Genomic DNA, 13,875 nt, shown 5'->3' on the forward strand with positions numbered 1-13,875 from the left:
GCCTGGGGCCATATCCAGGAGGTCGAGGAGCTCGGCGGCATGGCCAAGGCCATCGAAGCCGGCGTGCCGAAACTGCGCATCGAGGAGGCCTCTGCCAAGACGCAGGCCCGGATCGATGCGGGCAAGCAGNCGGTGATCGGCGTCAACAAGTACANGCCGTCGGACGAAGCGCCGATCGAGATCCTGAAAGTGGACAACACCAATGTCCGGCGCCTGCAGATCGACAAGCTGACCCGGCTCAAATCCGAGCGCAACCAGAGGGACGTCGAAGCCGCGCTCGCCGCGTTGACGCGCTCGGCGGGCGAAGGCAACGGCAATCTGCTCGCGCTCGCGATCGACGCGGCGCGCGCGAAAGCAACGGTCGGCGAAATTTCCGACGCGATGGAAAAGGTGTTCGGCCGCCACCGCGCCGAGATCAAGTCCATCACCGGCGTCTACAAGCGGGAGGCGTCCGCCATGGGCAGCCAGGTTGAAAAGGTGCAGGCGCTGATCGACGCNTTCGAGGAGGCGGAAGGCCGCCGTCCGCGCATTCTCGTCGCCAAGATCGGCCAGGATGGCCACGACCGCGGCCAGAAGGTGATCGCGTCGGCCTTTGCCGATATCGGCTTCGACGTCGACATCGGGCCGCTGTTTGCGACCGCCGATGAAGCCGCGCGCCAGGCGGTCGAGAACGACGTGCACATCCTCGGCGTCTCCTCGCTCGCCGCGGCCCACCTCACCGCGGTGCCGGAATTGAAGGCGGCGCTGAAGAAGCACGGCCGCGAGGACATCATGATCATCGTCGGCGGCGTGGTCCCGCCGCAGGACTACGACGCACTCTATGCAGCAGGCGCTGAAGCGATCTTCCCGCCCGGCACCGTGATCGCTGATGCCGCCGAGGAGCTGATCCACAAGCTCAACGCCCGGCTCGGGCATAGCGCCGCTGCGGAGTAGCTCAACGAGGCCAAGGGCTTTCCGGCAGAGAACCGGAACGCACCTTGCGGCGACCAACCTTCACGAGCGGGTGTCCGCCCGGCGCGTTCTGCGTCGGTTCATCTTGTGGCGCCTATGTCATGGCGCGGTCATGCCGGCGGCGTCCAAAACGAACATGAACTCATGGGTACTGATGTGACATATCATCGTGCAACCACGCGCGCAGGGCTGCTCCTGCGGATCGCGTTCCTCTCAGCCCTCGCGACGCTCGTCATCGCCTCGCCGTCCCATGCGGCTGATCCCAAGCCCGATGCGATCATCAAGAACAGGACCATCGAAGCCCGCGTGCTGCTCGACGACCAGATCAAGGCCGATCCTGCGCTCGCTGCCGATTGCCTCGCCGAGGGCAAGAAGTGGCTCGAGAAGAATGCGGCCGATGCCGCCGCCTCGCGCAAGCAGGATCCGCAATTCTTCCAAAACGGCGGCTGGGATTTCGAGCGCAAATACACAATCCGCTCGGTGGTTGCCGACCGCTATGTCAGCCTGATCCGCGCCGACTACATGGATACCCACGGCGCGCATCCGAATTCGGGCGTCGACACCATCCTGTGGGACAAGGCGCAGGCCAAGCGTATATCAATCCGGCCGTTCTTCACCGAGACCGCCGACAACGGCGCGACGATGAAGGCACTGCAGAAGGCCGTGATCGCCTCGCTGCGAATCGAGAAGAAGAAGCGCGATGCGGGCGAGACGGCCACCAACGAGTGGTTCAAGGGCGTCGAGCCGAGCCTGCTCAAGATCGGCGCCGTGACGCTCGCGCCTTCGACCGAGGCCGGCAAGAGTTCCGGTCTCACCTTCCACTATCCGCCCTATGCTGTCGGCCCCTACGCCGAAGGCGAATATGTCGCCTTCGCCTCGTGGGAGACGCTGAAACCCTATTTGACACCGGAAGGCGCGCGGATTTTTGGTGGCATGCGACCAAAGGGCGACGAAGACGACGGGCAGTGATTCGTCGCGGCATGAACGAGGCGTTGCTCACAGCGCAACTGGTCCGGCCGGCTTGCCGCGCTGGTGCAAAGCTGCCAAAAGTGTCGCCATAGACAGGGCGTCCGACGTTACAGGCGCCTCTGGAAGGTGCTCATGTCTGCCATCACGCGCCGCGCCTTCGCGGCATCGTCCGTCGCTGCCGCCGCTCTTGGACTCAAGCCGGCACGCGCTGAGGCCTATCCGGCGCGGCCGGTGACATTGATCGTGCCGTGGGGTGCGGGCGGCGGCACGGATGCAACCGCGCGCGTTCTCGCGACGATGCTGGAGAAGGAGCTCGGCCAGCCCTTCAACGTGGTCAATCGGGTCGGCGGCTCGGGCGTCGTCGGCCACACCGCGATCGCAACCGCCGCTCCCGACGGCTACACGATCGGCATGCTGACCGTGGAGCTCACCATGATGCACTGGCAGGGGCTCACCGACCTGACGCCGCGGAGCTTCACGCCGCTCGCCATGATGAACGAGGACGCGCCGGGCATCCAGGTTTCCTCTTCCTCGCCTTACAGAACGGCCAAGGAATTGGCCGTGGCCATCAAGGACGCACCGCCCGGCAAGTTCATTGCGTCAGGTACCGGTCAGGGCGGCATCTGGCATCTCGCACTGATCGGCTGGATGCAGGCGATGGGACTGCCGGCCAACCAGGTCGCCTGGGTGCCGTCGAACGGTGCCGCACCCGCGATGCAGGATCTTGCGGCTGGCAACATCGATCTCGCCACCTGCTCGGTGCCCGAGGCCCGTGCCACGATCGATGCCGGGAAAGCGCGCAGCCTCGCCATCATGGCGCAGGCGCGCAACCCTGTTTTCCCCGACGTGCCGACCCTGAAGGAAGCGATGGGGGTCGACTATTCGACCGGCGGCTGGCGGGGCATCGGCGGACCGAAGGGCCTGCCTCCGGAGATCGTGGCCAGGCTCACGACGACGGCGAAGAGGATCTTCGACTCCGCGGAGTTCAGGACCTTCATTGCCAATCGCGGCTTCGGCATGGCGTGGCGCGATGCCGGCCAGTTCGCCGACTTCATGGACAAGAGCGATGTCCAGATGGGCGCAGCGATGAAAGCCGCCGGCCTCGCCAAGGGCTAACGTGTCGAGCAGGGTAAAGCCGGCCGCGTTGATCCCGGCCCCGGCCCTCGCCTGTCCCGCCCGGCCGTTGTAAAGCAGGGCATGACTCAGAAGAAGGCTTCGCTCGACGTCAAAGCCCTCGCCCGGGACGTCCGTTCCGGCAGCCGCGCGGCGCTCGCCCGCGCCATCACGCTCGTGGAGAGTCGGCGCGGCGACCATCAAGCGGCCGCGCGCGAGCTGGTGCAACTGCTGCTGCCGGACACCGGTAAGGCGGTTCGCGTCGGCATCACCGGCTCGCCGGGCGTCGGCAAGTCCACCACCATCGATGCGCTGGGCACCTATCTCATCGCGCAAGGCCACAAGGTCGCGGTGCTCGCGGTCGATCCGTCCTCGGCGCGCAGTGGCGGCTCGATCCTCGGCGACAAGACCCGGATGGCGCAGCTATCCGCGTCCGAGCACGCCTATATCCGCCCGTCGCCGTCATCCGGCACGCTTGGCGGCGTCGCCGCCAAGACGCGCGAGGCAATGCTGCTCTGCGAGGCGGCCGGATCCGACGTCGTGCTGGTCGAGACCGTCGGCATCGGGCAGTCCGAGACTGCGGTCTGCGACATGACCGATTTCTTCCTCGCGCTGATGCTGCCGGGCGGCGGCGACGAATTGCAGGGCATCAAGAAGGGCCTGGTCGAGCTCGCCGATATGATCGCGATCAACAAGGCCGACGGCGACAACCTCAAGCGCGCCAACATGACTGCCGCGGACTATCGCGGCGCGCTGCACATCCTCAGCCCCCGCTCCGAGCATTGGCATCCGCCGGTCGAGACCTATTCGGCGCTGACCGGCAACGGCATCGCAAAACTCTGGCAAAAAATCCTCGATCATCGCAAGGCGATGAGCGCGTCGGGCGATTTCGCCCAGCGCCGGCGCGAGCAGCAGGTGAAATGGATGTGGTCGATGCTGGAGCAGCGCATGCTGTCCCGGCTGCGCACCGAGGCCTCCGTCCGCACCAGGGTGAAGAAGATCGAGGCCGAGGTGGCCGACGGCCGTGTCACGCCGTCGCTCGCCGCCGAGCACATCATGGAGCTCCTGCAATGAGCGGCAAGCTTCGCGTCCTCCTCACCGGCTTCGGTCCATTCCCCGGCGCACCCTATAACCCGACGCAGCCGCTGGTCGGGCGGCTGGCGCGGCTGCGCCGTCCGGCGTTCGACGGCGTCGAGCTTGCGACCCACATCTTCCCGGTGACCTATGCCGCGGTCGACCGGCAATTGCCGGAGGTCCTCGCGAAGGCGAGGCCCGATGCGCTTCTGATGTTCGGCCTCGCCGCGCGCACCTCGTACCTGCGCATCGAGACCCGCGCGCGTAACGCCGTCACCATGCTCTGGCCCGATGCCGCCAATACCCGTTCCCGCAAAGGCGCGATCAGGGCAAACGCGGACGCGATGATGTTCGGCGCGCACACCGCAAAGCTCTTGCGGGCCGCGCGACTGACCGGGATCGATGCGCGGGCCTCGCGCGATGCCGGCGCCTATCTCTGCAACTATCTGAGCTGGCGCGCGATCGAGAGCGTGAACGCCGGCGGGCCGAAGCTTGCGGCATTCATCCACATCCCGCTGCTGGCACGCACTGGCGCAGCACGGCGCAAGGGAGCGCCGCGCATCACGCTGGAGGAACTGGTCGATGCCGGCGAAGCTATGCTGATGGAAATGGTGAAGTTGGCGCGCCGGGATGCAGCTGCGTAGGGTGGGGTTAGCACAGCGTAACCCACCACCCTGGCTTCCGCGGGCTCCGTACTCGCGTTGAGACTATGGTGGGTTACGCCTTCGGCTCCTACGGCACCGTGTTTGCGTAAACATTTAACCCTACCCCGAACAATTCTGCCGCCTACAACCGCCCTGCCCCATTTCTGCGCTACCTAACGCTCGCGGATGCGTCCCGCGTCCGCTGGAGGACGCGTTATGGACCTCAGTCGCCGTCATCTCATCGGAGCTTCCACCGCCGGCGTTGCCGGTGCGCTGGCCATGCCCGTCGATGCCGCGCGCGCAGCCCCTCTGACGTCCGTGCTCGGGCGCGACGCCACACAGTATGGCGTGCGGCCCGGCAGCAGCGAGGACCAGACACGCGCGCTCCAGCGCGCCATCGACGACGCGGCGCGCGCGCAGGTGCCGCTGGCGCTGCCACCCGGCATCTACCGCACCGGTATGCTGCGGCTGCAAAACGGCTCGCAACTCGTTGGCGTGCGCGGTGCCACGAAATTGGTCTTCACCGGTGGTCCTTCGATCCTCCTCAGCGAAGGCGCCGGCTCGATCGGCCTTGCCGGCATCACCTTCGACGGCGGCGGCATTGCGCTGCCGACACGGCGCGGCCTCATCCACTGTCTCGGCGGACGCGACGTCCGCATTCTCGATTGCGAGATCACCGGCTCCGGCGGCAGCGGCATCTGGCTCGAGCAGATCGCCGGCGACATTTCGGGCAATGTCTTCACCAACATCGCCGTGACGGCTGTGGTCTCGTTCGATGCCAAGGGACTCATCGTCTCGCGCAACACGATTCTCGGCACCAACGACAACGGCATCGAGATCCTGCGCACCGCCATTGGCGACGACGGCACGCTGGTCGCCGACAACCGCATCGAGGACATCATGGCCGGCCCCGGCGGGTCCGGACAATACGGCAACGCCATCAACGCCTTCCGCGCTGGCAACGTCATCGTGCGCGGCAACCGCATCAAAAATTGCGATTACTCGGCGGTGCGCGGCAACTCAGCCTCCAACATCCAGATATCAGGCAACAGCATCAGCGACGTGCGCGAGGTCGCGCTCTACTCGGAGTTCTCGTTCGAGGCCGCGGTGATCGCCAATAACACGGTGGATGGCGCCGCCGTCGGCGTCTCCGTCTGCAATTTCAACGAAGGCGGCCGCATCGCGGTGGTCCAGGGCAACATCATCCGCAATCTGATCCCGAAGCGCCCCATCGGCACCGCACCCGACGACGATGCCGGCATCGGCATCTACATCGAGGCGGACACCTCCGTCACCGGCAACGTGATCGAGAACGCGCCGTCCTACGGCATCGTCGCGGGCTGGGGCAAGTATCTGCGCGACGTCGCGATCTCGGGCAACGTGATCCGCAAGGCCCTCGCCGGCGTCGGCGTGTCCGTCGTGCCAGGCGCCGGCACTGCGCTCGTCAACAACAACATGATCTCCGAAACTCCGCTCGGCGCGGTCGTGGGGCTCGACCATGCGCGCACCGTGACAACGGATTTGTCGGCTGACAGTGCGCAACGGTTTGCGCAGGTGGTAGTGGGTGGGAATGCGGTGCGGCGGTAAGTGCGACGACGCTAAAGTGGCTCCGCCGCGCGTGCTGACGCCACACCGTCATTGCGAGCACAGCGAAGCAATCCAGAATCGTTCCGCGCAGACAATCTGGATTGCTTCGCTGCGCTCGCAATGACGGAGGATGCGGACCTAAAACGCATTCCGCAGCAGCGGATATTTCGCTTCGATGCCGTCGAGGCTGAAGGTGAATTCGACCACGTGTTCGGGGATTGCGGGCACCGGCTCGGGGGCGATCGGGGCTTCGGTGATCCCGGCAAGCCGTTCGGGCATGCCGGCGAGGCCGACCGGCACGACCGTCTCCGGCACGATGTGCACGGCCTTCGGCTGTACGGTCTGGGCGTGCTCGCGCCGCACCGTTTCGCGTGACAGGACCGCCGGCGACCAGCCCAATGCGAACGTCCCGACGGGGCTCATCGCGGGCACGTCAGCGCCGTCGGCGAGCGCCCGCCACGTCTGCACGGCACGCTTGGCTTCCTGGATGTTTTCGAGAAAGGCGACTTCGGAGTGATAGCGGCGCCAGCGTCCGGTCTCGAACATTTCAGTGAGATGTTCCAGCCGTTGCTCGGCGAGTGCGCACCAGCGCTCCGCGATGTCGCGGCCGCGAGCCACGCCTTGGCGATGTGTCATGAATGAGCCCGTCAGGAGAGAACAACGGACGCGGGACGCAACGTAGACGAATCAATTTAGACGTGACGTGATTATTTTGTGGAAAAGTTTTGACTTGTCCAGCGACGACACAAATTTCGGCGCGAAATTCCGTAGTCGTGCGGAGATTTCGTGGGCTTTTGTGGTCAAGCCCCGCACAAGCATGGCGGACTTGCAGCGCAATGCGCCGGGCGATTCGCAAACGATCATGTGCGCTGACTCAACCCGGAGCTGAAAGGCGGAGCGCTTCGGAAGATCGAGAGCCAAAAAGAAAAGACCCGTCCGGGGGGACAACCGGACGGGTCAAGCCATATGGGCGCTTGGGGTGGATGGGCGCTCGCGCCTGATATGACTGATGGGGAGGGATGACCGCTCCCACATCATTTGGTCGTGGCACAGAGCCGAACGTTCAAAACCCGCCGCGTGATTTTTTAACCTTCGCAGTCCGCGCATGTTTGCGGACAACTATCGTGCGGCAGGTCTATCCGATTGAGAAAGCGTGGATTTATCGCCGGCGCTGGACAACGAGGGTTGCGCCAGCGCGCGTGTTCCAGGCTCTTCGCGACGTTCCGACGCATCTTCACGTTTTGTTGTCCCCGGCACCGCCGCAACCGGCGTCGCACCATCGACCGCAACCGCCATGACCGCGGCGTAAGCATCAGCCTCGCCGTCGCCGAACAGATCGTCGCGGCCCGGCGTTCCCAGGTCGCGGGCGGTCTTTACAAGAGTCAGGCGCAGCGCTTCCGGCTTCAAAGCGTAGTTGCGCTCCAGCAGCAGCGCCGCGACGCCGGAGACATACGCCGCCGAGAACGAGGTTCCCGATGTCATCTGGTATTTGCCATCCGGCGCCGGCAGGAAGATGTCGACGCCGGGCGCGGCGAGCGCGATGTGGCTGCCGCGATTGGAGGCGGAGAACAGCTTGTCCTGCGCATCGGTCGCGCTGACCGCGATCACGTTGGGATTGGCCGCGGGATAAAGCGGCGGCGATTTCGCGCCGGCATTGCCGGCCGCCGCAATCAGCACCAGCCCGCGCGCGGCGGTCGCCGCGATGGCGCGCTCGATCACCGCGTCCTTCGGACCTGCAAAGCTCATATTGACGATCTGCGCGCCGTGCTCGGCGGCGTAGTTCAGCGATCTCAAGATCACGTAGGATGAGCTTTCGGCGCCCCCCGTGGTGCCGCCGAAGGCGCGGATCGCGATGATGCGCGCCTCGGGCGCGCTCCCCATCAGACGCGCATGCGACACGATCGCACCAGCGATACCGGTGCCGTGGACGTGCGGCCCTTCCTTGCTGCCGAGCGCATCGAAATTGTCCGCGATCGAGTTGGCAAGCTCGGGATGGCTGGTGTCGATCCCGGAATCGATCACCGCGACCGTGACGTTCGCGCCATGGACCAGCATATGCGCCTCCGGCAGGCGGAGCTTTGCCAGCGCATATTGCGCGGGGTCGCCTTCCGCGGGCACGCCCGCCTTCTGGTCCTGAAGCATGTAACGGAAATTCGGCTGCAGCGAGCGCACGCCGTTCGCAGCAGCGAATTCGCGGCGCACGGTGTCGTAGGGCCGGCCGTCGGTGATGCGGAACAGCCCGATGGTGGCGCCGATCAGCGGAAAGCTCTCCGACGCAATGCGGGTCAGGCCGTGGCTGCGCGCAAGCGCGTCGGCATCGGCCGTCGAAAGGTTGCTGTCGAGTTCCGCCACGAACTCATTGGCGATACTGCGCGACGTGGTCGCCGCCTGCGCCGTGTTGCGGCCGGAATTGCCGGCGCCCTTCTTGCCCGATTTGCCCGAACCGCCGCCGGCCGCACTCGGCTGATCCAGGCATTCTCCGTCGGCGTCGCGATTAGGCGCGCTACAGGCCGGATAGAGATTGGGCGAATAGCGCACGTAAGGCAGCACCGCCGTGTGGGCCATGCGCGCCGTCAGCCGGGGCACCACCCTGGGTCCGCGATCGACGCTGGTTATCGCCCGCCCGGTGACGACGGGACCGCCGCGCCCCGTCACCGTCGGGCTGATGGTCGGAACGCGCGAGGGAATGCTGATTGTCGGCGTGCGCATGATCGCCTGCGCGTGCGCGACTTCGCCGCCGAAAGCGCCAAGCAAGAGAACTGTGCCCATCGACGAAGCGAAGACGCCCGCTCTCGACACGCTTTCGGACTTACGCTTCATGACTCTCGGCGCTTAGGGGGCCGCCACGGCGAGGTTGACGATCTTCTCGCGCTGCATCCTGCCGAGCAGCGAGGCAAGCTCGTCGTTGTTCATCGCCTTGTTGAACTGGAGGCGGAACATGCCGCCCTTGGCGCCGTCGACGATCGATGCCTGGTAGCTGTCGAGCAGCGTGGTGATGTCGGCGACCCGCGCGTCCGGCGTGAACCGCACCAGCGCATGCGCCGACGCCCCAGGCGAGGCACCGAGTTCGCGCGTGATCGGCGCGTTCGTGGAGAGCGAGGCGGTCTGGAAGGTCGAGCTCTGGTTCTTCACCAGCACGGCCCCGATGATACCGGCCTGGAGCAGCAGCGCGATCGCGCCGAGGCTCGCCGACCAGGCGAGCGTGCGTGGCGACAGGCTCGCGAAAAACGTCGAGATGCGTGTCGAGAGCGACAGCCCTCCGGGCCCGCGTGCGGGCTCCGCATCGATCGCGGCGAACAGTTTCTGCATCGCGCCGGCCGACGGAGCACCCAGGCTCTCGTTGAGATGGATGGTCTCTTCGTATTCGGCGCGGATCGCGGCGTACTGCCTCGCCAATTCAGGATCGCCGGCGAGGGCGTCCTCGACCCGGCGCGCGTCGCGCGGGTTCAGCGTGCCGGCAGCATGCCATGGCAGCAGCATCTCAATTTCACTGGGCTCTTGCTCCAGCATCTTCTTGCTCAATGCCATCATGGCCAGCCTCGCTCAACACCGGCTGCCTTGAGCAGCTCGGCCAGTTTCTTTCGCGCATAGAACAAGCGCGTCTTCACGGTGTTCTCCGGTATCCCGACGATTTCGGCCACCTCTTCCACGGACTTCTCGTGGTAGTAGACGAGATCGACGATTTCCCGATGGTCCGGCGACAGTGCCGTCAAACACTCTCGCAACGCTTCACTGGTATCCTTCTTCTGCACCGCCGTTTCCGGATCGTCGGACGTATCCTCGATCGCGTTGGCGGCCTCTTCGTCCAACTCAAGATCCTTCCTGCGCCGAAGCGCAGACAGGGCCTTGAATCGGGTGATTGCCAGCAGCCAGGTGGAAACAGCGGATCGGCCCTCGAACTTTCCGGCCTGACGCCAGACGTCGAGAAACACCTCACTGATCAGGTCCTCAGCGACCTGCTCATCGCGCACGAGCCTAAGCCCGAAGCGATAGACCCTGACATGGTGCCGCCCGTACAGCACCTGCATAGCGAGCCGGTCGCCTTGGGCGATCCGGGCGATAAGGACTTCGTCCGAAGCCGCCTGTGTCACGCTCAAAGGCCGTCTCGCAAAGTTGGTCGGGTCGAAACGGCAGGCGGTTCGACGGGTGATGCAAGAATCTTCAACCTACCGCGGTTGCACGGGGACATGTGTGATGTACCCCACATACGCGCGTATTCTTGCAGCCCCTGGGGGCTCGCTAAAAATGGTAACATAATACTATAACTTTTCCCTGCGGAGCGCACACGGGCGCGGCCCGATCTTACCAAGCCTCGATCCATAACGCAGCCTTGTGCAGCGTATTCGCCGGCCAATTGACTGTATCTCTGGACCTTACCGTTGACCTTATCCGTGGCCCATTGCCTGGCCAATTCCCTGGCCTATCGCCGACAATCCCTAATCGCTCGCTAATTTCCGTGTCGGATCAAGGCACTTACCCGGGCGGCCGGCCCGGATTCGCACCGCAAGGATACCAAACCTAAAGGCTTGCCACGTAGATTTTTGGACTGACATTCACCAATGGCAGGTTCATGAGCACGGCCGCGACATCCATCCCGGAGCGGAATGCCGCAGAGGTCGCGGATCTCGTCCTGTTTCCCGACCAGGCCACGCCAGAGGTCGTCGCGCGCCGCATGCGGCAGCGGCGCCAGATGTATGTCGGCCAGGCCGCGAGCTATTCGCTCGGCACATCCGTCCTGTTGATCTACGCCTATGGCGGGGCGATCTCGATGATCGTGCCGTCGCTGTTCTGGTTCGGCGGGCTGATGATCATCGGCAGCTTCGCGGTGCTGTCGGAGGCCGGCGTCGGCGAGCGCTACCGGGACCACTACCTGACCGTCTTCCAGATCTCGGCGCATATGGCGCTCCAGCTCGTCTTCCTGCTGGCGGTTCCGACGATCGGGGTCGCCTTCATCAGCGTGCTGTTCCTGATCTTCGCCTTCGGCACGCTGCGCATGACCTCGCAGCAGGCGATGCTGACCTGGGCGCTCGCGACCATAGGGCTCGGCTTCGTCTTCCTGATCTCCGACCTGCCGATCGGCATGCCGGTGACGAGCCGGCTCGAGCGCCTCGCATCGATGCTGTGCTTTGTCCTGGTGATCGGCCAGTGCGCCTTCCTCGGCCTGTTCGGCAGCACGCTACGCAAGATCCTGTACCGGCGCAGCATCGAGCTGAAGGCCGCCTATCAGCGCATCGAGGAGCTCGCCGAGCTCGACGAGCTCACCGGCTCGCTCAACCGCCGCTCGATCATGCGCGCGCTCGATGAAGAGATCGCCGGCGTGCGCGAGGCAAAAGCGCCCTGCTCGGCTGCACTCATCGATCTCGACTGGTTCAAGCGCATCAACGACGTCCACGGCCATCCGACCGGCGACGAGGTGCTGCGCACCTTCGCCATCACCATCTTCGCCAATATCCGCCCCAACGACCGTTTCGGCCGCTACGGCGGCGAGGAGTTCCTGCTGCTGATGCCGGACACGTCGGGCGAGGCCGCCATGCGCATGCTCGACCGCCTGCGCATGATCGTGGCCGAGCTCGACTGGAGCGCATTCGCGCCCGGCATGCATGTGACGATTTCCGCAGGCGTCGCAGCGCTGCGCGACAATGATAATGCCGACTCATTTCTCGCGCGCGCCGACAGCGCGCTCTATTCCGCCAAGGCGCAAGGACGCAACCGCATTGCGACCAGCTGACCAATCCATTTTTGCCCGGTGGCGCAGAAAGAGCCCCCGGACCGAACGCTCCAGGACAGGGCCATGAGATCGAAAGCCGCCAAAGTTTCCGAAAACCTGCTCGACGAATTGCAGGCGACGCTGTCCCACGGCACGGTTGCGCGCCGGGTCGAGACGCTGCGCCGCGTCACCGATCTCTTCATCACCGGCGCGGTGGACTATTCGGACGACCAGGTCGCCGTGTTCGACGACGTCTTCCAGTGCCTGATCGAACATATCGAGACCTCGGCCAAGGTGCTGCTCGCCGAGCGCCTGGCACCGATCGACACGGCGCCGGCCGTGACCATCCGCACGCTCGCGCTCGACGACGTCATCGACGTCGCCGGCCCTGTGCTGTCGAAGTCGGAACGGCTCGACGAAGCGACCCTGATTGAGATCGCGCGCAGCAAGAGCCAGGCGCATCTCGAGGCCATCTCGATGCGCCGCGTGCTGTCCGATGCGCTCACCGACGTGCTGGTGGCGCGCGGCGATAACGAGGTGGTGCAGTCGACGGTCAAGAATCCCGGCGCGCAATTCACGGAAAAGAGCCTTAGCGACCTGGTCGGACGCGCCGAACGCGACGACGACCTCGCAACTTGCGTGGGCCTGCGCCCGGACCTGCCGCGCCATCATTATCTGAAACTGATCGCGAAGGCGTCCTTGAGCGTGCGCAGGAAGCTCGAAGCCGCCAATCCCGGCCAGTCCGACGCGGTGCTCAGCGCGGTCCACGAGGCGGCGCAACGCGTTCGCGCGGCGACCATGACGCGGCAGACCGAAATGGCGCGCGCGCTGGTGAGATCGCTGTTCGATGACGGCCGTCTCAACGAGCACCAGGTCACGGCCTTTGCCGAACAGGGCAAATTCGACGAGGCCAATGCCGGGCTCGCGGCGCTCGCGGGCGTTCCGGTTGCGATCGCCGAAAACATGATGATCGAAACCCGCACCGAGGGCGTGATGATCCTCGCCAAGGTCGCCGGGCTCTCGTGGTCGAGCGTGCGCGCGATCATCGCCATGCGCGACAAGCTGTCCGGCCGCGATTTGACCGACCTTTTGAGCGCGCGAGACACCTACGAAGCGCTGCGCACCTCGACGGCGCAGCAGGTGCTGCGCTTCCACCGCATGCAGCAGAGCACGGCACCGGCGTAGCCGGTGCTAGTACTTCAGCACTTTTGATCCGATGAACGCGCCGATCGCGGTCACGAACGCGGCGGCGAGCGTGTACCAGGTCGCCACGAACAGCGGCGAATCATCGGTGCAGTGCGAGGCGTAGAGCGTCGCCGCCAGCCCCGCCGACAAAAGGCCGGCGAGCGCGCCGGCAAGCGCGGGCCGCGACGGCGCGCCGTGACGCAGGCCGAACAGCGCGCCCGCCAGCAGCGGTAGCGACATCGCAGGGATCGCCGACAGACACACCCTTGAATTCTTGCCGACGAGCCGCATCGTCATCGGCATCGCAGGCGCCATCATCATCTCGCCGCCGATCGCCACCGCAAGCAAGGCCACGGGGAGCAGCAGCAGCCAGCCCCAGCCGCGCATCAAGGCCTCGGGCCGCGACAGATGCAGACTGATCGCGATCGCGGGGATCGCGAGCGACAGGGTGACCGCGAACTTCATATCGAAGAACGGATTGTGCATCGCGCTCATCACGTCCGGCCGCACGCCGAGGAAGGTGGCGAAGATCAGGATCGAGAGCGGCGCGGCCACCAGCAGCGACAGCGCCAGCACGGCACCGACCTTCGGCGCACGATGAGCGTTGTCGGCCGCGAGCGTGCGAATGAGTTGATCGGTATCCAT

The 13,875-nt window shown here is 65.4% G+C and carries 13 protein-coding genes; 8 read left to right on the plus strand and 5 right to left on the minus strand.

Going from position 1 to position 13,875, the window contains the following annotated elements:
- From YUU_RS54585 to YUU_RS0146120, 6 genes are all read left to right on the plus strand, one after another.
- A partial coding sequence (locus YUU_RS54585) for a methylmalonyl-CoA mutase family protein (protein WP_035665304.1) occupies window positions 1-933 on the plus strand: 933 nt, incomplete at its 5' end.
- A 162-nt stretch (window positions 934-1,095) separates the two neighbouring features.
- The gene (locus tag YUU_RS0146100) at window positions 1,096-1,920 is read left to right on the plus strand and encodes an RsiV family protein (RefSeq protein ID WP_051390299.1); all 825 of its coding nucleotides are present in this window, start codon (window positions 1,096-1,098) and stop codon (window positions 1,918-1,920) included.
- Window positions 1,921-2,052: 132 nt separating this feature from the next.
- Complete coding sequence (locus YUU_RS0146105) at window positions 2,053-3,036, plus strand: tripartite tricarboxylate transporter substrate binding protein (protein WP_027528148.1); 984 nt, start codon at window positions 2,053-2,055, stop codon at window positions 3,034-3,036.
- Between the two features lie 81 nt (window positions 3,037-3,117).
- Complete coding sequence (meaB, locus tag YUU_RS0146110; protein ID WP_027528149.1) at window positions 3,118-4,107, plus strand: methylmalonyl Co-A mutase-associated GTPase MeaB; 990 nt, start codon at window positions 3,118-3,120, stop codon at window positions 4,105-4,107.
- On the plus strand, window positions 4,104-4,751 hold the full coding sequence (locus YUU_RS0146115; protein ID WP_027528150.1) for a pyroglutamyl-peptidase I: 648 nt from the start codon (window positions 4,104-4,106) through the stop codon (window positions 4,749-4,751). Before meaB ends, YUU_RS0146115 begins: the two co-directional genes overlap by 4 nt.
- A gap of 216 nt (window positions 4,752-4,967) precedes the next feature.
- Window positions 4,968-6,338 (plus strand): TIGR03808 family TAT-translocated repetitive protein, encoded by a 1,371-nt coding sequence (locus YUU_RS0146120; RefSeq protein ID WP_027528151.1) that lies wholly within the window; start codon window positions 4,968-4,970, stop codon window positions 6,336-6,338.
- Between the two features lie 138 nt (window positions 6,339-6,476).
- Here YUU_RS0146120 and YUU_RS0146125 read toward each other — a convergent pair whose 3' ends face one another.
- From YUU_RS0146125 to YUU_RS0146140, 4 genes are all read right to left on the minus strand, one after another.
- Window positions 6,477-6,974, minus strand: coding sequence for a TIGR03809 family protein (locus tag YUU_RS0146125; RefSeq protein WP_156944951.1), 498 nt, complete (start codon window positions 6,972-6,974; stop codon window positions 6,477-6,479).
- A gap of 483 nt (window positions 6,975-7,457) precedes the next feature.
- Complete coding sequence (locus tag YUU_RS0146130) at window positions 7,458-9,158, minus strand: S8 family serine peptidase (RefSeq protein ID WP_027528153.1); 1,701 nt, start codon at window positions 9,156-9,158, stop codon at window positions 7,458-7,460.
- Between the two features lie 12 nt (window positions 9,159-9,170).
- On the minus strand, window positions 9,171-9,869 hold the full coding sequence (locus YUU_RS0146135; protein ID WP_027528154.1) for a hypothetical protein: 699 nt from the start codon (window positions 9,867-9,869) through the stop codon (window positions 9,171-9,173).
- Window positions 9,866-10,435 carry a sigma-70 family RNA polymerase sigma factor gene (locus YUU_RS0146140; RefSeq protein WP_027528155.1) on the minus strand — a complete coding sequence of 190 codons (570 nt, stop codon included), beginning with the start codon at window positions 10,433-10,435 and terminating at the stop codon, window positions 9,866-9,868. The genes YUU_RS0146135 and YUU_RS0146140 overlap by 4 nt, the downstream gene beginning before the upstream one ends.
- A gap of 473 nt (window positions 10,436-10,908) precedes the next feature.
- Between YUU_RS0146140 and YUU_RS0146145 the strand changes: the two genes are divergently transcribed.
- Window positions 10,909-12,066 (plus strand): GGDEF domain-containing protein, encoded by a 1,158-nt coding sequence (locus tag YUU_RS0146145; RefSeq protein WP_027528156.1) that lies wholly within the window; start codon window positions 10,909-10,911, stop codon window positions 12,064-12,066.
- Window positions 12,067-12,129: 63 nt separating this feature from the next.
- Window positions 12,130-13,230 carry a DUF2336 domain-containing protein gene (locus tag YUU_RS0146150; protein ID WP_027528157.1) on the plus strand — a complete coding sequence of 367 codons (1,101 nt, stop codon included), beginning with the start codon at window positions 12,130-12,132 and terminating at the stop codon, window positions 13,228-13,230.
- Between the two features lie 6 nt (window positions 13,231-13,236).
- Here the strand turns inward: YUU_RS0146150 and YUU_RS0146155 are convergent, their stop codons facing one another.
- The gene (locus tag YUU_RS0146155) at window positions 13,237-13,875 is read right to left on the minus strand and encodes an NrsF family protein (RefSeq protein ID WP_027528158.1); all 639 of its coding nucleotides are present in this window, start codon (window positions 13,873-13,875) and stop codon (window positions 13,237-13,239) included.

The sequence above is a fragment of the Bradyrhizobium sp. Ec3.3 genome (assembly GCF_000472925.1).
Taxonomy (GTDB): domain Bacteria; phylum Pseudomonadota; class Alphaproteobacteria; order Rhizobiales; family Xanthobacteraceae; genus Bradyrhizobium.

What these genes read in the sequence shown, in the direction of transcription:
- YUU_RS0146120 (WP_027528151.1), top strand. Translation starts at nt 4,968, where the DNA reads ATGGACCTCAGTCGCCGTCATCTCATCGGAGCTTCCACCGCCGGCGTT.
- YUU_RS0146135 (WP_027528154.1), bottom strand. Translation starts at nt 9,869, where the DNA reads ATGATGGCATTGAGCAAGAAGATGCTGGAGCAAGAGCCCAGTGAAATT.
- YUU_RS0146100 (WP_051390299.1), top strand. Translation starts at nt 1,096, where the DNA reads ATGGGTACTGATGTGACATATCATCGTGCAACCACGCGCGCAGGGCTG.
- YUU_RS0146115 (WP_027528150.1), top strand. Translation starts at nt 4,104, where the DNA reads ATGAGCGGCAAGCTTCGCGTCCTCCTCACCGGCTTCGGTCCATTCCCC.
- YUU_RS0146155 (WP_027528158.1), bottom strand. Translation starts at nt 13,875, where the DNA reads ATGGATACCGATCAACTCATTCGCACGCTCGCGGCCGACAACGCTCAT.
- YUU_RS0146105 (WP_027528148.1), top strand. Translation starts at nt 2,053, where the DNA reads ATGTCTGCCATCACGCGCCGCGCCTTCGCGGCATCGTCCGTCGCTGCC.
- YUU_RS0146125 (WP_156944951.1), bottom strand. Translation starts at nt 6,974, where the DNA reads ATGACACATCGCCAAGGCGTGGCTCGCGGCCGCGACATCGCGGAGCGC.
- YUU_RS0146150 (WP_027528157.1), top strand. Translation starts at nt 12,130, where the DNA reads ATGAGATCGAAAGCCGCCAAAGTTTCCGAAAACCTGCTCGACGAATTG.
- meaB (WP_027528149.1), top strand. Translation starts at nt 3,118, where the DNA reads ATGACTCAGAAGAAGGCTTCGCTCGACGTCAAAGCCCTCGCCCGGGAC.
- YUU_RS0146130 (WP_027528153.1), bottom strand. Translation starts at nt 9,158, where the DNA reads ATGAAGCGTAAGTCCGAAAGCGTGTCGAGAGCGGGCGTCTTCGCTTCG.
- YUU_RS0146145 (WP_027528156.1), top strand. Translation starts at nt 10,909, where the DNA reads ATGAGCACGGCCGCGACATCCATCCCGGAGCGGAATGCCGCAGAGGTC.